The organism is Anaerostipes hominis (ex Lee et al. 2021) (assembly GCF_002270485.1).
Classification (GTDB): Bacteria; Bacillota; Clostridia; order Lachnospirales; family Lachnospiraceae; genus Anaerostipes; species Anaerostipes hominis.
The window spans coordinates 37,636-60,643 of sequence record NZ_NQOG01000015.1 but is presented as its reverse complement, the minus strand read 5'-3'; the positions used below and the strand labels follow the sequence as shown (position 1 = coordinate 60,643).

Below are 23,008 nucleotides of genomic sequence, written 5' to 3'. Positions count from 1 at the left end.
ATCTGGTCAGCTTCTGTGCGAAGCGTTCCACCCTCTCCTCTCCGATCAGCTTGATCACTGAGTTAACGGCTGTCATCAGGCAGACAACCAGCGGGATGATTCCGGTAACCCATCCCATAAATGTGGTACCGCCCTCCTGGAATAGCTTAATAAATCCGTTGGCAGCGTTAGATATGATTTCCATATTTTCTCCTCCTTCTTAATTGAAATATATCAATTTTTCCTATATATATAAAATATTGTCAGACAAAATTTCCAAAAAAGAAAAACCAATCTAAAACATGCTTTTGGGCCCTCAAAACAAGTTCAGTCAGTCTTCTTTTTGCAATCTTGTCAGTCTATATATATATTCCAAAGTAATACTAAAGGGTCGTTCCCTGAAGCCGCATATCCAGAGCCTCCAGTGCCCGGATATATCCTTTGTAATATTTTCTTCTTTTCTTATCCATTCCCCGGAATACATCCAGGTGCTCATAAATACTCGTCCCTACCATCTCCTTATCGAGAATTTTGGAAATGGGCTTAAACTTCGTGAGAAAACTTAGTCCCTCCATGATTTCTCCGCCTGTGATGATCCCACTGCTGTCGCACGCGATCATTACAATATTCCCCGAGAGAAATCTTCCCTTCTTCTGGCCGATCCCGACGTTTCCAAGCTGATGAACTCTCCTCACCGCCCTGCGGTAATCCTTCACCTGAAAATATCCTCCGACAGCCTGAACAACAAACAATACAAAGATAACTAATAAAAACACCGAAATTCCCTGCATCTTTAAATGTACCCCTTTCTCATAACAGCTTCTCAGCACATTCGTTATTTGTGATCAGCATATTGACATATCCTCCGCGTATGGCTCCCTTTACGGCTTCGGCCCGGTTGGCTCCGCCTGCGATGGCAATACGGTTTCTGATCTTTTTGATCATAGGAAATGTCATTCCTGCAACTCTCTCATTAAACTGCTGAAACGGTTCCGCATTCCCTTCTTTGTCAAAGAACTGAAGGGCAATGTCCCCTGCAACTCCCTGCTTAACATACTGATCCATCTCCTCCTTGGTCAGATAACCCGCCTGAATGAGCGTGGAGCCTCCGCTTTCCGGGATACCCACTCCCATGACAATAGTGTCCAGCTTCTTGAAGTCTTCAAAGATATAGTTCACAGATTTCTCTTTCAAAAAGTACTCCATGACCTTCCGTTCAGAAAAAACCGCAGGTGTAAGGAACTGGGTGTAAGTCCCGCCGAATTTCTTTGCAAATTCCTTTGCGATCTGGTTGGCCTGCACGTCTACTTTGGAAACGGTTCCCTGGCTTACTCCACCGAGGATCGGGACAAACATATAGTGATTCTCCTTAGAAAATGCACGGTTGGTGCGGGCTACGTTGTGCAGGGTGAATCCCATAGAAACACCTATGTAATCCCCGTCCTTAAAATACTGTGAAAGAAACAGTGCCGCCTTCTCATACAGCCTGGAAATCGAATCTGTCTTTGTGTCCAGCGGGCTGCTTTCCACTACCACAACTTCCTTTAAACCATATTTCCGTTCCAATGCCTTTTCCAGCTTGCCATACGAAAACTGTACCGGATTGATGACTTCGACTCTTACGATCCCGCTTTCCTTGCCTTTCTGAAGCATTCTTGAAACCGTTGCTCTGGAAATCCCAAGGTAATCGCTGATATCCTGCTGCTTCATATCATCTTCATAATATAAGCTGCAGCATTTGTAAATCAATCTCCAATCATCCACTATCTTTTTCATATGTTTTCTCCTGTTTGTATTAATGTCCATCCCATGATGCCATAGATTGTATTAATTATCATGCAATAACTCTATCAAAATCTTAAATCTTTATCAATGCAATTTCGTTGAACAAATGTCGAAGTAGACTTTTTTGAAACATAAGCTTTTACATTTGTTCTAAAAAATCGTTAAAAAAATCACAGATATAATTGTACAGTATTTTATACAAATAATTCAAGTGATTGTATACAGCCTCTGGTAACTATGTTAATTTTTTAACCTTTTTTCGATCTTTTTTTGTTTAATTCTCCTGACTTTTTCACTTGCCAAGTCTAGGAATTTCTCTATTCAGAAAATGCTTCCATTCTTAAAAACAAAAAAACCGGTGAGCAAATCCCGGTTTTTTTCATCATTGATCCGTATGTTCAGTTACAGATGTTTTCTAAATTAATATCTCAGGATATTTTTTTGTAACAATTTTAAATGCCTCATCCGCCACGTCAAAAGTATACTGCAGATCCTCGTCCGTCATAACCGTATTGATAAACATATTATGGAAACACCCCTTCTTACCATCTCCCCCGTTCTTTGCGAAAAAAGCCCAGTCTGCACAGTTGACCGTCTCCACCAGTTTTCCGCACATTCGATCATAATCGGAGATACAAGAAAGTTTCAGTCCTATGCAGGCAATATTCGGGCAGTCACCGTAGATCATCTGTACCGCTTCAATCATGCTGCGCCCGATACTGTTATTTGTAATAACTTTCACTGACGAGGAATCCATATCCATTTAAATTGACCTTTAGCTCTGCAAACACATCTCCAATATGTTCTCTGTCTGCCTGATACAGATTACAGGCTGTCTGTTTCATGTCTTTTCTCCACTCACTTCTGGCACTGGTAATGTATTGAATATTATTAGACTTATTTTTAGAAATGTATTCTATCAATGCTACAATCACAGCAGATGACAATAAAACATCGAGAATCCCCATTGTCCGCTACCTCCCCTATATCTTTTGCTGTCTTCCTAATATATCCATTTCATTATACATCATATCGACACATGAACAAAGTGGGCAAGCCCACTTCAACTCCCCAACCCCTCAATCTTTGAGGGGCCTGACAACTTTGCGTGCCAGATGCAATTTGCCGCAGGCAAATAATTTCCTTACGCATCTGTGCACAACCCGCGGAGCGTTTTTATTTCATAGGGAAGGTCGTAGAACTTTCCTATGAAAAAATCCTGCCAACATCTGAAACGCCTGTTGACAGGATTTTTTCATAAATCTCTTAATTAAATTTATTTAATTTTTATCTTAGTTTTGATACAAGGCAGCTATGTCATGAATTCTGCGTTTCATTTCTTCGCGGATATGTGATGGCTCTAAACACTCGCATTTATCCCCGAAACTTAAAAGAATATCGTAGTAGTATTCGTTCTCTATGAAGGGAAAACTGACAATGTAATGCTCTTCACCGGCTGGTGAAAAGTCTTCATAAGAGCAAAAATCAAGCACTCTATCCATCACAGATTTATGAATTCGGATTTTGATTTCTGTTTGCAAAGTCTCCAACGTATCTGTAAAGTCTAAAATTGGTTTTTGATAATCTCGAAGTGCGAAAGTTTCCTCTTGCATTTGTAGGTTTGACATACGAGATAGTCTGAATAAACGAAAATCTTTTCTTTTATGGCAATATCCTTGTAAATACCAATGACTGCTTTTCATTACAAGCTGATACGGCTCAACTGTTCGCGTGGTGCTTTTTCCGCGGTGGGCTATATATTCAAACGAAAGTAGTTTATTTTCCTGCAAAGCTGATTTGATAATTTCTAAATATGTTTGTATGTTGCTGTTACCCAGCCATGGACTTAAATCTATACATATTTGATTTAATTTTAATTCAATATCTTTCGCTCTGTCGGCAGGGATAAAACTTTTTACTTTCGCAAGAGCATGCACCAGTTCATCACCCCGGACTATATTGGAAAGACTGGAAAGCCCCATCAGAAGAGCGGAAAGGTCAGCAGTAGAAAAGACCTTTTTATCAATCTTGTATTCCGGCATGATTTCAAAGCCGCCGCCTACTCCTGATGCCCCGCGAACAGGAATCCCCGCCATGTTAATAGCGTCTATGTCGCGGTAGATTGTGCGGGGTGAAACTTCAAACATATCTGCTAACGCCTGTGCGCCTATACGTTTTTTATCAAGGAGTATCATAATAATACTGACCAGTCTGTCTACTTTCATTTAATAATCGCCTTTCGATTTAGATTATGGCCATAATGCTGTCAACAATTACATAGTACAATGATGAAGCAAACAAATCAATGAAACAATGAAAATGGAGGAAATTTATGTTTACAATTTATGTTTATGTTCTTGATACTTTAGCCGACTGGGAACTGGGACATGTTATTTCGGAGCTTAATTCCGGAAGATTTTTCAAAAAGGGCGCGCAACATGTATCGCTTAAAATGGTCAGCTATTCTAGGGAACCAATCCATACAATGGGCGGGCTGACCATCGTGCCGGATTGCTTAATTAATGATATTGTTGTGAGTAAAACAAGTATGTTGCTCTTGCCGGGAGCAGATACATGGAACGACCCAAAGCATGTCGCTGTCATCGAGAAAGCAAGTGAATTTCTTACTTTAGGTGCTGCGGTATGTGCAATTTGCGGGGCTACTGCAGCGCTTGCCAACTTTGGGCTATTAGATCAGCGTCCGCATACCAGTAACGGGCCGGGATTTCTTGAAATGGTTTCTCCTGATTATAACGGACAAAGTTTTTATATAGACAAGCCATCAGTAGCAGAAAACAACCTTATTACTGCAAGCTGCACCGGGGCTTTGTTGTGGACAAAACACATTATTGAGTATTTAGATGTTTTTCAATCAGACACATTGGAATCGTGGTACAAATACTTCAGTACCGGTGAACCTCAATATTTCTTTGCACTTATGCAGACTTTGCCGTCTGAAAAAGGATGATATCAGTATTAAAGATCAAAAAGAACCGAGGCACCTAAGGCATCAGTTCTTCCTGTTCATTGATCCTCTGACAAAGCGTCGAATATCTCTTCTGTTCATTTACGTTCTCGATCATCTGCTGTACTGTTGACTTCCGGCCCACCATCGTAATACACTGTTTTGCACGGGTTACTCCAGTGTAGAGAAGATTTCTGTTAAACAAAACTCTCGGTCCCGTAAGCAGCGGCATGACCACTGCCGGATACTCACTTCCCTGTGACTTGTGGATCGTCACCGCATAGGCCAGTTCCAGCTCATCCAGCATGGAATAAGAGTATTCCGCCACTCTGATGTCGTCAAAGACTACGGTGACTTTCTCCGTGTAGTCATTGATCCTTGTGATCCGTCCGATATCGCCGTTGAAGACACCTTTGCCCTCTTCCACGGTAAATCCCTTCTCATTCTTTACTTCCCACTCCATCTGGTAATTGTTCTTGATCTGCATGACCTTGTCACCCTCCCGGAACAGACAGGAGACCGCCTGTTTCTCCTGCTTTTCCTTCGCCGGAGGATTCAGATATTCCTGAAGAACTTCGTTGAGCTTATCGACGCCCAGTTCCCCCTTGCGCATAGGGGTCAGCACCTGGATATCATACGGCTTGGCATTTACATAAGCGGGCAGCTTATCTCTCACCAGGTATACCAGAACACCTAAAATATCTCCGAGCCTCTCTCTCTCAAGGAAGAAAAAGTCCCTGCTCTTGTTATCGAGCTCAATAGACTTCCCCTCATTGATCCTGTGGGCATTGCTTACAATGTGACTGGCTTCATCCTGCCGGAAGATCTGATTTAATTCCACCACCTTAAAAGATCCCGAAGCGATCATATCCTTCAGCACATTTCCCGGGCCGACGGAAGGAAGCTGGTTGGCATCTCCGACGAACACAAACCTTGTACCCGGAACCGCAGCGCTTAAAAGGGAATTCATCAGAAAAATATCCACCATGGACATCTCATCCACGATGATCACATCGGTTTCAACAGGATTAGCGGCATTTCGTTCAAACTTCATGCTGTCCCCGCTGCTGGAATCCCCGTTCAGTTCCAACAGCCTGTGGATGGTGGTTGCCTCATATCCGGTAGCCTCTGTCATCCGCTTTGCCGCCCTCCCTGTGGGGGCCACGAGTCTGATATCCAGAGTTTCAGACTCAAAGTAGCGGATCATTCCGTTGATCGTAGTTGTCTTTCCCGTTCCCGGTCCTCCGGTCAGAATCACGACTCCATTTTCGGCAACAGCTTCTATGGCTTCTTTCTGTTTCTCCGCAAAGGTGATCTGAAGACCGTCTTCAATCTTTGCGATCATGGTCCTCACCTCGGAAACAGACACATCGTAAGTCATATTGAGATCACACAGCATCCTGGCCGTGTTAAGTTCCAGATAATACTGGGCCGCCCCGTAAATTCTTGTCTGGTCCTCTTCTTCCTTTATTATGATCTTTTTCTCTATCATCATGTCCAAAAGATGAGGTTCAATCATCTCCTCTTCCACCTCAAGCATCCTTGAAGTATTTCTTAAAAGGATTTCTTTGGGCAGATAGATGTGCCCCGACGCAAGGCCCTGCATCAGGGTATAAAAAATGCCCGATATGATCCGGTAATCCGAACTGCTGCCGATGCCTACCTGTCTGGCGATCTCATCAGCAATCTTAAATCCTACGCCTTCTATATCATCCGCCATCTGATAAGGATTATTCTGAATTACGCCGTACAGCTTATCACCGTATTCCTTAAAAATCTTCACCGCCAGATTGGTGGTAATTCCATAGTCGGACAGAAACATCATGGCCTGACGCATTTCCTGCTTCTCGGAAAACTCCACTGCAATGCTGCGTGCTCTCTTTTCAGTGACTCCTTTTACCTCTGCAAGCCTCTCCGGTTCCTCCTCAATGATGCGGAAGGTATCCATCTTAAACTTTTTGACAATCCTCTTGGCAATCGCAGGGCCAACCCCTTTGATGGCCCCGGAACCCAAGTACCGTTCCATGCTCTGAATGTCATCCGGCATAGTAACCTCATAAGAAGTCATCTGAAACTGGGGTCCATGTACCGGATGCTCCACATATTCACCTTCCAGTTCCATATACTCGCCTTCGTGCAGAAATTGGAACACACCGACCACAGTCTCCTCATCGCCGTCCATATCAAGACTCAGAACCGTATATCCATTGTCTTCATTCCGAAAACGGACATGGTCAACATATCCGGAAATCCGTCCCATGCTTCTCCCCTCCTTTATCCAAACGCCCGGCGTAACAAAACAACCAGGATAAAATACCCTGGTTGTCCTCTTCCGGCATAAAAAAGTGCTGAAAAACTAAGTGATTATTTCTCGCCCTTTTTGTCTTCTCCGGATAAAAATTCAATGTATTTTCCCGTTCCGATGGCAACTGCTGTCAGAGGATCTTCTGCTGTCATCGTGTTAATTCCTGTCTTAGATTCGATCAGTTCTTCCAGACCCTGAATCAGAGATCCTCCTCCGGTCAGAACGATCCCGCGGTCTGAGATATCGGCCGCAAGCTCAGGCGGAGTTCTCTCCAGTACATTGTGAACAGCGTCTACGATCTGGTAAGCAGGCTCTCTTAAAGCCTCTTCTGTCTCTTCGGATGTAACGGTAACGGTCTTTGGAAGTCCTGTCACAAGGTTTCTTCCGCGGACATCCATCGTTGCATTTTCCGGACGTTTGTAGACTGTACCGATGTTGATCTTAATGTCCTCAGCAGTACGCTCACCGATCAGTAAGTTATGTTTTTTGCGCATGTAGCGCACGATTGCCTCATCAAAATCATCTCCGGCAACTTTGATGGAAGTGCTGACAACAACGCCTCCAAGGGAAATAACGGCGATATCGGCTGTTCCTCCTCCGATGTCAACAATCATATTTCCGCATGGCTTTGCGATATCAATTCCAGCGCCGATGGCTGCCGCAACAGGTTCTTCAATAATGGATACTTCCCTTGCACCTGCCTGATAGGTCGCATCCTCAACTGCCTTTTTCTCTACTTCTGTGGCACCGCTTGGCACACACACGCTGATGCGCGGCTTCCGTCCGAAGATAGACTTTCCGACGGTGCGGTTGATGAAGTAGCTTAACATCTTTTCTGTCACTGTATAGTCAGAAATCACACCCTGGCGCAGCGGACGCACTGCCACGATATTCCCCGGTGTTCTTCCCAGCATCAGACGGGCTTCTTCCCCGATTGCCTTGATCTTGTTTGTATCTCTGTCAAATGCCACTACGGATGGCTCTTTTAAAACGACTCCTTTGCCCTTTGCGTAAACCAGGACACTGGCCGTACCTAAATCAATTCCGATATCTGAACCTGCCATGTTTCAAAATTCCCCTTTCGAATTTTCTATTATTATCATTATGTTAAATGTCAATTATTCGTATACACGCTCTTTTTAATTATAAACAAAGTTAGAAAAATTTCAATTGTTTTTTACGTATTCCAACAAAATTCAGCAAAAATTAAGATTTCTGAAATATCTATACCGATTCCCATCTGCCTGAGGCTCCACATGGCAGAACAAGGCCATTTGAAGAAACCGGCAGCCCGATCTCATCTGCCGTCACTTTCCCGCCGAACTTTGATTTGACTTCCGTTCCCAGCATATAGGAAAGCACAGCCGGCTGAAGTCCGGTCGTATAAGAATTGATCAGAAAAAATAAGGGGTTTTTCGACAAAATCTTTGTACAAAGCTGAACAAGCGGAAAAATCTTCTCCTCGATCTTCCAGATCTCTCCTTTCGGTCCCCGGCCGTATGACGGAGGGTCCATGATGATCCCATCGTAGTGGTTCCCCCGGCGGATCTCCCTCTCTACAAATTTCACACAGTCGTCCACCAGCCATCGGATTGGTTTGTCTTTCAGGCCGCAAGCCTGGGCATTCTCCTTTGCCCAGTTTACCATGCCTTTGGAAGCGTCCACATGGGTGACGGCTGCCCCGGCTGCGGCTGCCGCTAATGTCGCGCCTCCTGTGTAGGCAAACAGGTTCAGCACCTTCACAGGGCGCCCGGCCTTTCTGATCTTATCTGAAAACCAATCCCAGTTCACCGCCTGCTCCGGAAAAACTCCTGTGTGTTTAAAACTGAATGGCTGCAAATGAAATATAAGCTCCCTGTACCTGATATCCCAGGTCTTCGGGAGATCAAAGAACTCCCACTGTCCGCCGCCTTTGCTGCTCCTGTGATAATGTCCGTTGGGCTTCTTCCACTGCTTTAACTTCTTTGGTGTCTGCCATAAAACCTGAGGGTCCGGCCGTACTAAATAATAGTCTCCCCATCTTTCTAATTTTTCACCACAAGAAGTATCTAAAACTTCATAATCGTTCCACTGATCTGCAATCCACATCTTACATTCTCTTCCTTTACTTAAACTTTATCTTTAGAGACAGATGACATTTCCCTTCCGTCCCATTTGGTTCCCTTCTAATATGATAATACTCCGCTCTTCCAGCCGGATCTCCCCTCCGGGCAGCCGGCCGTTTTTCGGCTCGTCGGCCGTGTCTGAAAAAATCTCCCAGAAATAATCCAGTGGAAGTTCCGGAAGCCTCACGGTATGCGGCTCCCAATGCATATTCATCATAACATAAACAATGTCATCTGTGTCACTATCTTTTTCTCTCCCGGCAAACAGGACGCCCAGAAGGTGGTTTTCGTAATCCTCCTTAAACTTCCACGGCTCTTCTCCGTGAAAGCTGACCGAGGGCAGTCCGCACAGCGCATTCTTCCCTCTGGATCTTAACACCGGATGTTTTTTTCTGAACCGGATCATCTCTTTGACAAACTGAGAGATCTTATGATTTTCCAAAAGCAGATCCCAATTCAGCCACGAGATTTCATTATCCTGACAGTAGGCATTGTTATTGCCGTACTGGGTATTTAAAAATTCATCCCCCGCATACATCATCGGGACACCCTGGCTGGTCATCAGCGCCGCAAAAGCATTTCTCACAAGCTTTTTCCTGAGCCTTATCACATCCTGCCGGTCAGTCCACCCTTCTGCACCGCAGTTCCAGCTGTTATTATTGTTGTCTCCGTCTGTATTGTCCCATCCGTTATCCAGATTGTGTTTTTCATTATAGGAATAAAGATCCCACATAGTGAATCCGTCATGGCAGGTAATAAAATTTACCGAAGCTGTATCGCCGCGGCTCTCCCTGTCATAGATATCCCTGGAGCCGCTCATCCTCTGGGCCGCGGCTTTCACAAGGCCCGGATCTCCTTTCAGGAATCTTCTCATATCGTCCCTGTATCTGCCGTTCCACTCAGACCACCGGTTCCATGACGGGAACGTACCCACCTGATAAAGACCCGCGGCATCCCATGCCTCTGCGATTAATTTCACACGGCCTAGGATCGGGTCAAATGCCAGCCTTTCCAAAAGCGGAGGCTTGCTTAAGGGTGAACCGTCCTCACTTCTTCCGAGAATAGACGCCAGATCAAACCGGAATCCGTCGATCCGGTAATCCGTCACCCAATACCTTAAACAGTCCAGGATCATATTCTGAACGACCGGGTGGTTACAGTTCAGTGTATTGCCGCAGCCGCTGAAATTATAATATTTTCCGTCCGGCGTAAGCATATAATATATATTGTTGTCAAATCCTTTAAAAGATATGAACGGACCGTTCTCATTTCCCTCCGCCGTGTGGTTGAACACCACATCCAGGATCACTTCGATATCATTGTCATGAAGTTCCCGGATCAGGTATTTAAGCTCTGTACCCTCTCTGTTAAATTCTTTCTCCGAGCTGTAGCTTGTATTCGGCGCAAAAAAACTCACAGGATTGTAACCCCAGTAGTCCAGAAGTTTCTTTCCATTGACATACCTGGTATCCCTCGTCTCGTCAAATTCAAAAATAGGCATCAGTTCCACAGCATTGATACCCAGATCCTTCAGATAGGGAATCTTTTCCCTGATCCCGTCAAAGGTACCCGGATGTTTTACATCTGACGTATGGTGTTTTGTAAATCCCCTGGTGTGAAGCTCATAGATGATAAGGTCCCGCATATCCGCAGGTTTTCTCCTGGCTCTTCCCCAGTCAAAGTCATTGGAGACGACTCTGGCCCGGTAGCAGTCCCTGCTGTACTCGGGTTTTTCTCCCCAGTTGCTCTGACCTGTGACGGCTTTTGCGTAAGGGTCTAAAAGATACCGCTCCTTGTCAAACAAGAGTCCCTTTTTTAAATCCTTCGGTCCGTCAACTCTGTAATTGTATTCGATTTTCCGGATATCCAGGCCGAAAACGATCATCGAGTAAACATTTCCGATCCGGTAATTTTCCGGAAACGGTATTTCAGCGAAAGGTTCCTTTGCCTTTCTTTCATATAAAACTAATGTACATGCAGTCCCGTTTTTCGTATGTACGGTGAAACTCACGCCTCCTTCGATCGCTGTGGCGCCGTTCTGTAAGTAAAACCCCGGACGGACCTCAAATCCGTTTACCACATCCATCGATCTGAGCTGTCCCGCCTCTCCGATTCTCTTGATGTCCATAAAGACCATCTCCTTTATACTCCGTCAAATAAGGGTTATTCAAAAATTCTCACAATATGATATTTATTATAACACAAATTTTTCTTGTTCCATGTAATCTTCCAAACAGAAGCTTCCGCCCAAAAACAATGAAAAAAACTCATTATATATTCAGATCTGTTCACATACAATAAATTATAGCTTGTAATTTCACCCTGCCTTTCCATGTTCTTTTGTCAAGGATTGCTGGAAAACGGAAATACTATGTATGGATAGGAGGCACAAATGAAAAAAGGATTAAACAAAGGACAAACTGCAGTGCTGATCTTAATGCTGTCAATCATTGTTTTTCAGGGCATCTACCTGTTCAGGACCAGTAAAGAGACAAGTTCTCTTCAGGAATCCTCGGCTGCCAATGGAGAGATTCAAAAGAGCCGGAAGATTCTCCGCGAAATTACACAATTTAATCTGGGTGATTTCCCCTTTCTTCCCAAACGAGTCAATCCCGAGAAAAAACTCATTGCATTTTCATTCGATGACGGACCTTCCAGAAAAAATACGGAGAAAATACTCAAAGCCCTGGATAAAAACAATGCAAGGGCTACCTTTTTTATGCTTGGCCAGAATGCAAAATATTATCCTGACCTTGTAAAAAAAGTTGAGGAATCAGGCAATGAAGTCGCCGGACACTCCTGGAACCATCCTCTGCTCACAAAGCTCGGTAAAAAGGGTGTAAAAAAACAGATGTCACGGATGAATGAAGCCATTGCTTCTGTCACCGGATCTGATGTAGGACTTTTAAGGCCGCCTTACGGGTCTATTAACAGAACCGTCAAAAATACGGTCAAAGATCCGCTGATCCTGTGGAGTATTGATACTCTGGACTGGAAAACACTGAATGCAGATAAGACCGCTGATGCCATTTTAAAGCAGGCCAGGGATGGAGATATCATCCTGATGCATGACATTCATGCTCCTACGGCGGAAGCTGTGAAAAAGGTACTCCCTAAGCTTGAAAAGAAAGGCTTTCAGGTGTGTACGGTATCGGAGCTCTTAGAAGCGAGAAATATCACCCTGCATCCGGGAGATGTTGTGGTGAGTGCCAATGATGTGTATCGGTATAAGAAATAAAATGTACTTTGAATTGCCAGAAGAGCCGCCCGGTCTGCCGGACGGCTCTTCTGCAAAAGGAGTTTATTTCATTTTTGAGGAAAAAAATTTGGAGCTGTCCTTCCTCAGCTGATGATTAATTACAGATTGATTATAACAGGATACAGCCCGCATTTTCTATCTCTGATTCTTCTTAAACTTATAAATCTGATTGGCACTGATGACAAAATGGCCTTTGCCTACGGTGATTCCTTTCGTGAAGGCTTCCGAGGCCATCTCCGTCCTTGACCGTTATTGTTATCCACATGAAATGCAGCATCTTCTTGGCTGTTTGAAAACTGCTTACGATAATTTTGAATACAGTGATCTGAACCGTTACTCCACACTGATATATAACTGTTTATGAAAGGATATGCCCCATGCACAAAATATTGATCATTGATGACAGCAAGACTGTCCTGAACCAGGTCATGATGCTCCTGAAAGATTCCTATCAGTAATCTTTTTAACTTCCGGTACAGGTGATCAGACAGAAGACGACTGTGAGAACGTATATTTTATTGCATTACTACATGATGTAGGAAAAATAGGCGTTCCAGATGCTATTTTGAAAAAACAGGACAAACTGACTCCAGAAGAATATGAAATGATGAAAAACCATACCATTGTCGGTGCTCACATCCTAAAGGATATTAAAATGCTTCCCGGACTCTGTGAAGGGACACTATATCACCACGAGCGCTATGACTGCCACCCGGTGCTACCGAAAAGGAATGGACCCGGAAATTGCACTGCAGGAACTGAAAAATAACCGCGGCACACAGTTTGACCCCGACATTGTAGACACGTTTTTAGAAATTGCAGATCAGATGGAGGTGCCTGATTATGAGAATCATCTTATGTGATGATGATGCCGTCTTCCTGAAAAAGTATTCCCACAGGGCACACCGGTATTATTCTCACCGTCGGAAGAAGGTGTTCCAAGCAGGCCAGAGAGGCCTTTAAAATCTGAAGCGTGGAAGCATTGTAAACAAAAACAACTTGACGGGTATGAAATTCCATCTTCTCTAAAAAATGCTGTGTCTACAAAAGGGGCCATGCAGCAAAATCATTGCATGGCCCCTCTTCTATCCTATCAGGTTTCACTCTTTTCAATTCCCATCAGATAATTCACAAACTGCTGTGCCGTCCTTCCGGATATTCCCCCGTGGGACAGTTCCCATTTGTTGGCCTCTTTTTGCAGTTCCTCATCCGGCATCGTGATCCCTTCTTTTCTTGCAAGCTGTATCACAATGTTGAAGTATTCCTTCTGAGTAGGCTTAGAGTAGCTTATTGTTACACCGAACCTGTTTACCAGAGACAATTTCTCTTCCATCGTATCGGACTTGTGCATACCGTTTTCATTCTTCACATCATCCCGGTCGCTCCAAGTCTCCTTGATCAGATGCCTCCTGTTGGATGTAGCATAGATCAGGATATTTTCCGGCTTTGTCTCCACGCCGCCTTCAATAACTGCCTTTAAGAATTTATATTCTACCTCAAACTCTTCAAAAGACAGATCGTCCATGTAAATAATAAAACGATAATTCCGGTTTTTGATCTGTGCGATCACATTGGACAAATCTTTAAACTGATGCTTGTATATCTCGATCATCCTCAGGCCCTGGTCATAATACTGATTGACAATGGCCTTGATACTGGTAGATTTACCGGTACCGCTGTCTCCGAACAGCAGCACATTGTTCGCCTTGCGCCCCTGGACAAAGGCTTCCGTGTTATCGACCAGCTTCTTCTTCTGGATCTCATATCCGACCAGATCGGACAGAGTCACCTTATCCATATTGTTGATTGCGCGGAATGTAATGCCCCCTCCGGCTTTTTCCTCGATCCTGAAAGCCTTATTAAGTCCGAACATTCCCACGCCGTAAGCCTTATAAAAGTTTGTGACTACCCGGAAATATTCATGTTCATCGCTCGTCTGCTCCAACTCCCGGCTCAGCGCCCGGACTTTCTCGCTGACATTTTTGTTATACATAAGCTCCGGCTTTCCAATCGCTTTATAGTCAGAAAGACGGCTGAAGCAGTCCACTCCCAGATATTCTTCAATCTTCGAAAAGTCATAGTCAAACAGCTCCTTAAATGCCCGGAAATCATTTTCCGCAAAATAATTCACGCTTCCTTCTCTGGCGCCTACCTTTTCACAGGTAATGCTGAATGGATTTTCATTGGTGATCAGCAGAAATGTCAGGTAGTTATGCCAGAGGTTCTCATCGAATCCATAGTCTGTCGCCACCTGAAGGATACGTTTGATCTGCCTGAAAACCCTGGTCGTCAAAACTTCCTTCGTCTGGCTTTTCTCATCCATGCAGCGGAAAATATCACTGAGCTGCATCAGAATGGAGTCAGGCTCCATATCACCATAGATCAATAACTTTGAAACATTTTTATACACTTGTTCCTCCACCTTTCATTTTCTTCTACCAGCTTCCGCCTCCGCCTCCGCCGAAACCGCCCCCGGAGAATCCCCCTCCGCCAAAGGAGCCTCCTCCGAAGCCTCCGCTTCCGGATGATGTTTTCGGGGGTTCCGGCACGGAAAGAGTATTCGTCACATGGGCCATACTTCCCATTAAACACCGGTTAAAGATATAATAATCAAAAAATGTAAACTGCCGGTCTGTTTCATACCAGTCAGGCGCAGACAGACCGAGATCTTTTAATTTCTCAGCAAACACATCGGAAAGACCGAATACATAGGCATACGGCATGATGTGATAAAACATCTGCGGCTGATCTTTTGCCAGCATTTTCATTCTGTCCAGCTCCGCGGTCTCAATGAAATCACGGAGTCCCGCCAAATACCCCATCCACTCAATACACTGATGGGTTCTCTTTTTCATAAATCCGGTCATCAGGATCATTCCGCCGGTCATAACAAGCACTGCGGCCAGGACCCAGATATAGCTGAAAATCTCTCCATTTCTGACTCTTACAACATAGCTTCCTGTGTAAGCTGCCGCAGACAGAAAACTTAAAGCAAGACCCCAGAATACCCACAGCCTCCTGCTGTCCCTGCTTTTGGCATACCAGCTGTCCACCGCGGCTGTAAATAAGATCATCCCACCGAACAACAACATCCATAAAATGGTCTGAACGATGATCCTTGCGATCCCCGTATACGAATAAACACTTGTAACGGCCATAAATAATCCCAAAGGAAGAGCCGCAAGCACCATTGAGATCCCTCTTGCCGCTTTTGAAGCCGATGTATAAATACTAAAATGCTTTTCTCTTCCGAAATACCGGATGAGTTTACTTTTTGCCACATTAAGAGTATCCGCATATTTATATTTCAGATCGTCAATCTTTACATCATCCTTACCGTTGAATAAGTCGTCAAACATAATCCTCTGGTATGCCGGCGCCGAAGCTTCAAGATCCGACTTTCTATGGAAGGTAAGCTTCCCTTTCTTTTCTTCAATGGTGAGGTAGCCCCTGTCTGCCCAGTAAAGAATCAGGGAGAGCATTTCCTTGTCCTGAACTTTTCCATCGATGATGTAGCCCACTCCGGCACTGTCAAGTCCCTCCGGCGGCTGATACTGGATCGATGGAATAATTTTTTCATCCCTGCCGAACATAAGGAACATACAGAGGACAACTGCGAATATGATCACCGATGGAATTAATATTATCCATGGGACTGCAGTGAGCTGCTGGTTCCCGCTGAAATATCCGGCATCCATTTCTGCAAAGCAGGTAAGACCGGAACCAAGTGGAAGACTTTTCTTCAAAGTCCCTGTCACTGTAAGATTTTTTTCGTCTTTTTCCAGCGACAGAATATCTCCGGCCTCTTTTGTCGATCCATATTCCCCACAGTAAAACTTCAGCCGGTCCATATCAAACTTTTTCGGAAACTGGATGGTAAACCTGCTCCCTGCCGGAATCTGGTTCTGCCACTGTGTCGGAAAAATATTATAGTAGATGTTATCATAACTTTTCTGCTGGAATTTCGGGCTGAGAAGGTATTCAAACTTATAAATCCCTTCCCTCACTGTCTTGTCTTCGTCTCCAAACCGGAAGACACTGCTGCCGTTTTCACTGCTCTCATCCACAGTTTCATTGGCACGGAGCAGTTTTACAGAAGCATAGAAAGGTGTTTTCTGAATCTTCCCCTTTTTATCATAGGAAGCTATGGTCCCTTTTCTTGGGATATAGCGGTAAATGCCATGACGGTCTTCCATGAATCTCACGTTTATTTTTTCTGTAATGTCATAGGAACCGTCGTTTCCAACCACAACCTTTGTCTCAAACTGCTTTGTATACATGTAAGGGTCTGACTCCACACTGGACGGAGACAGCCCTGATATGCTTTCCAGTGCAGATCCTGCCCCTATACACAGGACCAGCAGGACAACTGCGATGAAGCCGGAGCCCCATAATTTTTTCATAATGACCTCCCTGCGTCAGAGCACTAGAACGATACTTTTACATTCTCACGCTCAGCCTCATCGCTGATCTCATACAATGGTTTTCTTGTGAATTTAAAAATACCTGCCACAATATTTCCAGGGAACATCTCTGCCTTGGTATTGTACTTGTTGACAACTCCGTTGTAATATCTTCTGGAACCTGCGATCTCTTCTTCGATCCTCTGAAGCTGATCCTGAAGCTGTATAAAATTCTGGTTTGCTTTCAAATCCGGATAAGCTTCCGCGACCGCAAATAAAGAACGCAGTGCGCCGGTAAGTACATTTTCATTGGCAAGCCTTTCTTCCGGATCTGAAGCTCCCATGGCCATATTTCTGGCTGACACTACCTTTTCCAGCGTCCCCGCCTCATGTTTTGCATAACCCTTAACGGTTTCCACATAATTTGGGATTAAATCATACCGCTTTTTCAGGGATACATCCATCGCAGAGTATGCCTCCTCTGTCTTATTTCTCAGGGTAATAAACCCGTTATACGAACTGATCAGCCAGATCACCAATACTGCAGCAATTACTAATATAACTATCAATGCTATCATTCTCTTTTCCTCCTTTTATGTTTGATACCAGTATACCACTAAATATCTTTGCAGGGAACTATGACATTCTGTCCCTGTGGATCTTCACATGCAGCACAATACTCTTTTCTCTTCCCATCCGGTCGTCTGTTTTCAGCATTACCTCCCCGGGAATATAATTGGAAAAACAAATTTTTTCTGCTGAAACCCGGTAGTTGTGCAGCCATTCCCCGGGTATTCTCCGATCAATCCTAATGCTGTCTGTTTTAATATGTCCCGGTATTCCTTCCAATGGAATTTCAACCCTGCCGCCGTCTGAAAGGAAGCCTGCCCAGCCCATATGGCTGCAAATACAGTAAAGTCCTTTCTTTCCGTCTGAGCGGTTTGCCATTTCTACCATTCTTGAACAAATCTTTTCTTCATTTAACATCTCAATCTTCACCTCATAATTCGTTTTGCTTAGCTGTTTCGGATCTTTATCTTTAGTATACCCATCCTGAACAGACGGAAAACATCCCGGCGCGTAGTGCGCATCTTTCAGCGCAAACGACGCAGCATATTCATAGGGTATGCTGTAAGATTCATTTATGTGCAAAAGAAGCCGGGAATGCTCCCGGCTTCTCATATGAAATAGAGGTGTATGATCAAGAAAAGTGTATGAATTTCTTTTTTACAGCCTTTGATCTGGCTGTGGGAAATACTTAAGGTCTATCCGAAGTATCTCTTCAGTAATCCTTCAAAAGCTTTTCCATGGCGGGCTTCATCCCTTGCCATCTCATGTACGGTGTCATGGATTGCGTCTAAGTTTGCTGCCTTCGCTCTTTTTGCAAGGTCAAACTTACCTGCTGTCGCCCCATTTTCTGCTTCTACTCTCATCTCAAGGTTTTTCTTTGTGCTGTCTGTCACGACTTCTCCGAGCAGTTCGGCAAATTTTGATGCATGCTCTGCTTCTTCCAGTGCAGCTTTTTCCCAGTATAATCCGATTTCTGGATATCCTTCTCTGTGTGCTACACGGCTCATCGCAAGATACATGCCTACTTCGGAGCATTCTCCTTCAAAGTTTGCTCTTAAATCTGTCATGATGTCTTCGCTGGCTCCCTGTGCCACTCCGACTACATGCTCAGCAGCCCACTCTCTGTCTCCTGTCTGCTCTTTGAACTTCTCTGCCGGAACTCCGCATGTAGGACATTTCTCCGGTGGAGTATCTCCCTCGTGAACGTAACCGCATACTGTACAAACCCATTTCTTCATAATAATGATCTCCTTTTCTTTTGATTCTATGTTTTGTTTTTTTTATTTTCTGTCCAAGATTTTTTAATAACAGTAATTGTTATTGTTTTCTTGTTGAGATAATAATATCATTTGTTTTTTTATCTGTCAACGGTTTTTTTAAAATTTTTAACGCCCTTTACTTTATATCATTATATTGATATAATTATATAAAAATATGTATATAAGAGAGGTGTAGAAAAATGATCATCAAAGCATCCGCATCATTGCGAAATGACTATACTACTATTTCAAAACTTGCAAAAGAAACCAAGGAGCCGATATATATAACCAAAAATGGCGAAGGAGATTTGGTTCTCATGGACATTGCTGCTTTTGAGAAGAGAGATCAGATTTTACAGCTGCGGGCAAAAGTTCTTCAGGCAGAACAGGAACGAATTGAGGGAGAAAAAACACTCAGTGTTTCAGAGGCAAGAAAAAAACTGCAGGAGCGGGCAAATGAAATGTAAAATTGAAATTCTTCCGACTGCATGGGAAGACCTGAAAAAAATAGAGGATTATTATCTTATACAGTTTGACTCAGAAACAGCACTAAAGGTAAGCGAACACATTTTAGACACCATAGAACGCCTGTCGGAATTCCCCAATTCAGGATCTGTAACTCCCGATACCTGGCTGAATGAAAAAGTATACAGAATGGTGATCTGTAAAAAACATATAGCAATCTATCGGCAGATGAAAGACATCATATATATTTATCATATTGCAGATACACAAACGGAGTATACAAAACTTTTTTATTAAAGAAGGATAAGCCTTTTTTCTTTTGTTTCATAAGATTTCTCTAAGGTTTGTTTATACTTCATTTAGAAATGTTTATCTTCTATACATTGAATTAAGTATTGATTCTGATATACTTTAAACATGCCTTAATCCTGCAGGGTACATAATTACCGGATGTATTCCCTGCCTGGTATAATAGTTTTTCATATATATTTTTAATCCTCTCTTTTCATTAAACATAGGACAAGGGTGTTTTAAGACAACTGACCAGTATCAGCTGTTTTAAACACCCTTGTTCTATGTTATTCTCTTTATAATGGAGGATGATAAAATGAAACTTAGAGAGAATTATACCTGTCCTTTAGAACTTGTCCACGACATGATAAGAGGCAAATGGAAAACTATAATTATTTTCCAGCTAAGAAAAGGAAAGTGTTCTTTTTCTGAACTTCACCGCGGCATTGAAGGTATTACTCAAAAAATGCTTTTAGAACAATTAAATGAGTTGAAGCAGTTTGAATTAGTAACTAAAAAAACATTTGAGGGATATCCCCTCAGAGTGGAATACTATTTAACAGAACAGGGTGAAAAAATGCTTGCTGCTGTAAAGATCATGCAGGAAATCGGAATCGATCATATGCTTCACCATGGCATGAAGGATTCACTGGACAGAAAAGGTATCCCTTATTAAATATTGTATATACGAAAAAGTAAGTAATTTACTTTCTCATATCTTTCTTTTATTCTTTTCTGTAACAACTAATTTCATTACAGAAAGGATATGTTAGAATGAAAAAAGCATTATTGATTATCGATGTGCAGAATGATTATTTTGCAGGCGGAAAATGTGAGCTGGTTCATCCAGATGAGGCATTAAATACGATCAAAAGGCTGCTCCGGTCATTCAGGGCTGAAAACCTGCCCGTATTTTATGTTCAGCATTTATCTGATTCAAATGCAAATTTTTTTATTCCGGAAACACTCGGGTCATGTATCCACGATTCAATTACTCCACTTGAAAGTGAAAAAATTATTGTTAAGAATTATCCCAATAGTTTCTATAAGACAGACTTACAAAAAGAACTCAGCGATGCAGGAATCACGGATCTCGTCATATGCGGAATGATGACGCACATGTGTGTGGACACAACAGTACGTGCTGCAAAGGATTATGGATATCATGTAACTCTTCTTTCAGATACATGTGCAGCAAAAGATTTAAACTGGAACGGATCAGTTCTGTCTGCCGATACCGTTCATAATGTTTATATGGCCTCCTTAAATGAGAAGTTTGCAGATGTAATGACAAGCGAAGAATATTACAATATGTATACAAAATAAGTTCCCTAAGAATTTTCTAAGATTTGTTTATATTTCGTTTATAATTGTTTATTTTCTATACATTGTATCTCGAAAGGATTCTGATATACTTTAAATATAGTTTTTCATATATTTTAATCCTCTCTTTTCATTAAATATAAAAACAGGTTCCGTCCAACCAGCGGAACCTGTTTTTGTCTTGCTGTTCTTGCTTTTCACTCTGCATGCTGCCTAAGTATTTTTCAGTGCCTTATGAAGGATCTTCGCGACTGTGCCTCCGACGACAGACCCTGCCAGAATTTCGACCACTGCATTGACTCCCACAAATGCACAGATAAACATCAGCGGATTCAGATTGCCCATGGTAGAATTGAGGTTCTGGAAGTATTCTGTATTCCAGTAGCACAGTACCATGACACCCATAAAAAATACGGTGTTTAGAAACGGCGCACAAAAACCTCCGATATAATAGCGGGCAGTCTTAGCGCTTTTGCCTCTGCTCAGCGCCTTAAAGATCACTCCTGTCAAAAATCCCATAAGCGTCCTTGTAGGCACTGCCACCAAAAAGGCATAAAACGGATTGATCCCAACCAGGACTGCCCCGAATGGATTCATCCCAAAAAATCTTGCAAAACTGATAAGTCCGAATGACAGTCCCAGCACTGCTCCGGCTGCCGGTGAAAAAATCATGGCTCCCACCCCTACCGGGATCGTAAGGAGCGATATTTCCAGTATCCCAAGTCGTAAATATCCAAGCGGTGTAAATGTCATAATAAAAATGATGGCTATGAACAGAGCAATCTGCACCATTCTGAGAACTTTTTTGTTTCCCACTTTTTCAACCTCCTGTATTTCCCTTTATATTACCATGCCGTTACAGGATTCTACAAGTTCTTTTGGAAAAACACTCCTTTTGCCACACCGATCTCACCGGCTGCCGCCTCCTCCGAAACCTCCTCCGGAACCTGAAGAACTGTCTATGTTAATCGATGTATTAAAATCCTGATGAAAGTCTTTCATATATTGAGCCCTGAATATGTAATCCCCTTCAGCGCTTCCAAACCGGCATTTCCACATTCAGCTTCTCCAGCTTATCTGCGTAGATTTCTGACAGACCAAATACATAAGCATAAGGAAATATATGATAGAATAGATTCGGAAACTGTTCACCCAGAGCTTTCATTCGGTCCAGTTCTGCATTTTCTATGAAATCTCTTAGCCCGACAAGATATCCCATCCACTCAACACATTGCTTCGTTCTTTTTTTCATATATGCGGTCAATAAAATACCTGCAGTAATCAGATCTCTTTTTCTGTCTTCCAAAGACAAAGAATACCAGTGATCTGTAACATGCAATATAATAAAAAAGCCAATACACACTGCAGCAAACATATACATTTCATAGTGCTGCTCATCTTCACTTAATATCCCGTACTGTGTACTACATATCATAAATGCTGCTATTGGTATCATGGTCAGAATACTGCTGATGAATCTTGCCACTCTGGACCCTTCTGTATAAATCATATCCTGATAATAATTCTTTAATTTTTCTTCTGTTGCTTCTACTGCCCCTGTCATTCGCTCCGGAACATTCATCGTCGAAAGAAATGGTTCCTCCTGTGTAAAATTTAATCTGTGAAGATCTTATTTTTTTCGGGAAATGTATCGTAAACCGACTTCCTTTTGGAATAGAATATTTCCACTGTTTACTTTTGTCTTTTCATTACCCAGTTTAGTACAAAATTTCCATTCTTTTTAGCATACGATGCATATGTATTGATATTATTTACATCTAATTTCAAATCAGCATAATATAAAAGTTTATGCTCCTTATTCTCTTTATCTTTATAAGACTGCATTCCGCGAACCGGTATGTTCCGATAAATACCGTGCCTGGGTTTAAGAAAATCCACCTAAATTCCTTCGGTTATAAAATAACTCCCATCTGTTTTCAATGTAACATCCGTCTCGAAAAATACAAGCAAGCCAATACTGACTATATACTTTTTCATTTGCTGCCCCCTGTCTCAAACTTTGTGTGTCATTTTTACAACTAATGTCATTATACTATTTCCATACTCATTTGCCTATATCTGATAATTTCTTCAGACAAAAGTCTTCCCTATTTTTATCCCTCCTTAATGTATATCCACATGTAAAACGTAACCATGGAAGCAAAAAGTTCTTACCGTTTCATAAGATCTCTGATAATTATCATTAAAATCAACCCTCCCCCACAGGACAGTTGTTTTCTTTTACCTAAAAAAGTCCCCCGCCATTTCTAAAATAGCCATTGACTATGCATTTGCCGGA

At 42.8% G+C, this 23,008-nt stretch carries 24 protein-coding genes and 1 pseudogene; 8 read left to right on the top strand and 17 right to left on the bottom strand.

Going from position 1 to position 23,008, the window contains the following annotated elements:
* The 6 genes from CI597_RS12900 to CI597_RS12875 all read right to left on the bottom strand — a co-directional run.
* Positions 1-184, bottom strand: a 184-nt coding sequence (locus CI597_RS12900) for a PTS glucitol/sorbitol transporter subunit IIC (protein WP_301331488.1), incomplete at its 3' end; no start/stop codon positions are given.
* A gap of 178 nt (positions 185-362) precedes the next feature.
* On the bottom strand, positions 363-770 hold the full coding sequence (locus CI597_RS12895) for a transcriptional regulator GutM (protein ID WP_024729204.1): 408 nt from the start codon (positions 768-770) through the stop codon (positions 363-365).
* 19 nt (positions 771-789) lie between these two features.
* Positions 790-1,755 (bottom strand): sugar-binding transcriptional regulator, encoded by a 966-nt coding sequence (locus CI597_RS12890; RefSeq protein WP_024729203.1) that lies wholly within the window; start codon positions 1,753-1,755, stop codon positions 790-792.
* A 424-nt stretch (positions 1,756-2,179) separates the two neighbouring features.
* The gene (locus CI597_RS12885; protein ID WP_024729202.1) at positions 2,180-2,506 is read right to left on the bottom strand and encodes a hypothetical protein; all 327 of its coding nucleotides are present in this window, start codon (positions 2,504-2,506) and stop codon (positions 2,180-2,182) included.
* Complete coding sequence (locus CI597_RS17980) at positions 2,487-2,732, bottom strand: hypothetical protein (protein ID WP_024729201.1); 246 nt, start codon at positions 2,730-2,732, stop codon at positions 2,487-2,489. Before CI597_RS17980 ends, CI597_RS12885 begins: the two co-directional genes overlap by 20 nt.
* A gap of 324 nt (positions 2,733-3,056) precedes the next feature.
* Entirely contained in the window at positions 3,057-3,989 is a 933-nt protein-coding gene (locus tag CI597_RS12875) for a helix-turn-helix transcriptional regulator (protein WP_009290063.1), read from the bottom strand.
* 107 nt (positions 3,990-4,096) lie between these two features.
* On the opposite strand from CI597_RS12875, the gene CI597_RS12870 reads away from it, so the two are divergent.
* Positions 4,097-4,732 carry a DJ-1/PfpI family protein gene (locus tag CI597_RS12870; RefSeq protein ID WP_024729200.1) on the top strand — a complete coding sequence of 212 codons (636 nt, stop codon included), beginning with the start codon at positions 4,097-4,099 and terminating at the stop codon, positions 4,730-4,732.
* A 34-nt stretch (positions 4,733-4,766) separates the two neighbouring features.
* On the opposite strand, the gene CI597_RS12865 is transcribed toward CI597_RS12870, so the two are convergent.
* The 4 genes from CI597_RS12865 to glgX form a co-directional block, all read right to left on the bottom strand.
* Positions 4,767-6,989, bottom strand: a complete 2,223-nt coding sequence (locus CI597_RS12865; protein ID WP_024729199.1) for an ATP-dependent RecD-like DNA helicase — start codon at positions 6,987-6,989, stop codon at positions 4,767-4,769.
* A gap of 104 nt (positions 6,990-7,093) precedes the next feature.
* A complete protein-coding gene (locus CI597_RS12860) occupies positions 7,094-8,098 on the bottom strand; it encodes a rod shape-determining protein (protein ID WP_006568322.1) in 1,005 nt (334 codons plus the stop codon).
* Positions 8,099-8,258: 160 nt separating this feature from the next.
* On the bottom strand, positions 8,259-9,122 hold the full coding sequence (locus CI597_RS12855) for a class I SAM-dependent methyltransferase (protein ID WP_024729198.1): 864 nt from the start codon (positions 9,120-9,122) through the stop codon (positions 8,259-8,261).
* Positions 9,123-9,155: 33 nt separating this feature from the next.
* Positions 9,156-11,267, bottom strand: coding sequence for a glycogen debranching protein GlgX (gene glgX, locus CI597_RS12850; protein WP_024729197.1), 2,112 nt, complete (start codon positions 11,265-11,267; stop codon positions 9,156-9,158).
* A gap of 264 nt (positions 11,268-11,531) precedes the next feature.
* Here glgX and CI597_RS12845 point away from each other — a divergent pair, with 264 nt between their 5' ends.
* The 3 genes and pseudogenes from CI597_RS12845 (at position 11,532) to CI597_RS18655 (ending at position 13,261) form a co-directional block, all read left to right on the top strand.
* Positions 11,532-12,377 carry a polysaccharide deacetylase family protein gene (locus CI597_RS12845; RefSeq protein ID WP_024729196.1) on the top strand — a complete coding sequence of 282 codons (846 nt, stop codon included), beginning with the start codon at positions 11,532-11,534 and terminating at the stop codon, positions 12,375-12,377.
* A gap of 478 nt (positions 12,378-12,855) precedes the next feature.
* A pseudogene (locus tag CI597_RS19755) lies at positions 12,856-13,044 on the top strand (HD-GYP domain-containing protein); the annotation flags it as partial.
* Positions 13,045-13,069: 25 nt separating this feature from the next.
* The gene (locus tag CI597_RS18655) at positions 13,070-13,261 is read left to right on the top strand and encodes a hypothetical protein (RefSeq protein ID WP_235824627.1); all 192 of its coding nucleotides are present in this window, start codon (positions 13,070-13,072) and stop codon (positions 13,259-13,261) included.
* A gap of 230 nt (positions 13,262-13,491) precedes the next feature.
* Here the strand turns inward: CI597_RS18655 and CI597_RS12835 are convergent, their stop codons facing one another.
* The 5 genes from CI597_RS12835 to CI597_RS12815 form a co-directional block, all read right to left on the bottom strand.
* The gene (locus CI597_RS12835) at positions 13,492-14,808 is read right to left on the bottom strand and encodes an ATP-binding protein (RefSeq protein WP_024729195.1); all 1,317 of its coding nucleotides are present in this window, start codon (positions 14,806-14,808) and stop codon (positions 13,492-13,494) included.
* Positions 14,809-14,833: 25 nt separating this feature from the next.
* The gene (locus tag CI597_RS12830; protein ID WP_024729194.1) at positions 14,834-16,801 is read right to left on the bottom strand and encodes a DUF2207 domain-containing protein; all 1,968 of its coding nucleotides are present in this window, start codon (positions 16,799-16,801) and stop codon (positions 14,834-14,836) included.
* Positions 16,802-16,824: 23 nt separating this feature from the next.
* A complete protein-coding gene (locus CI597_RS12825; protein WP_024729193.1) occupies positions 16,825-17,379 on the bottom strand; it encodes a LemA family protein in 555 nt (184 codons plus the stop codon).
* A gap of 58 nt (positions 17,380-17,437) precedes the next feature.
* Positions 17,438-17,953, bottom strand: coding sequence for a hypothetical protein (locus tag CI597_RS12820; protein WP_235824626.1), 516 nt, complete (start codon positions 17,951-17,953; stop codon positions 17,438-17,440).
* Between the two features lie 113 nt (positions 17,954-18,066).
* On the bottom strand, positions 18,067-18,609 hold the full coding sequence (locus CI597_RS12815; RefSeq protein ID WP_024729191.1) for an NADH peroxidase: 543 nt from the start codon (positions 18,607-18,609) through the stop codon (positions 18,067-18,069).
* 221 nt (positions 18,610-18,830) lie between these two features.
* Between CI597_RS12815 and CI597_RS12810 the strand changes: the two genes are divergently transcribed.
* From CI597_RS12810 to CI597_RS12795, 4 genes are all read left to right on the top strand, one after another.
* The gene (locus tag CI597_RS12810) at positions 18,831-19,097 is read left to right on the top strand and encodes a type II toxin-antitoxin system prevent-host-death family antitoxin (RefSeq protein WP_024729190.1); all 267 of its coding nucleotides are present in this window, start codon (positions 18,831-18,833) and stop codon (positions 19,095-19,097) included.
* Positions 19,087-19,392 carry a type II toxin-antitoxin system RelE/ParE family toxin gene (locus tag CI597_RS12805; protein WP_024729189.1) on the top strand — a complete coding sequence of 102 codons (306 nt, stop codon included), beginning with the start codon at positions 19,087-19,089 and terminating at the stop codon, positions 19,390-19,392. Before CI597_RS12810 ends, CI597_RS12805 begins: the two co-directional genes overlap by 11 nt.
* A 310-nt stretch (positions 19,393-19,702) precedes the next feature.
* Positions 19,703-20,062 (top strand): winged helix-turn-helix transcriptional regulator, encoded by a 360-nt coding sequence (locus CI597_RS12800; RefSeq protein ID WP_024729188.1) that lies wholly within the window; start codon positions 19,703-19,705, stop codon positions 20,060-20,062.
* A 98-nt stretch (positions 20,063-20,160) separates the two neighbouring features.
* Positions 20,161-20,712, top strand: a complete 552-nt coding sequence (locus CI597_RS12795) for a cysteine hydrolase family protein (RefSeq protein ID WP_024729187.1) — start codon at positions 20,161-20,163, stop codon at positions 20,710-20,712.
* A gap of 210 nt (positions 20,713-20,922) precedes the next feature.
* Here CI597_RS12795 and CI597_RS12790 read toward each other — a convergent pair whose 3' ends face one another.
* Positions 20,923-21,525 (bottom strand): ECF transporter S component, encoded by a 603-nt coding sequence (locus CI597_RS12790; RefSeq protein WP_024729186.1) that lies wholly within the window; start codon positions 21,523-21,525, stop codon positions 20,923-20,925.
* A 214-nt stretch (positions 21,526-21,739) separates the two neighbouring features.
* A complete protein-coding gene (locus CI597_RS18650; RefSeq protein ID WP_024729185.1) occupies positions 21,740-22,291 on the bottom strand; it encodes a DUF2207 family protein in 552 nt (183 codons plus the stop codon).
* Positions 22,292-23,008: the final 717 nt, after the last annotated feature.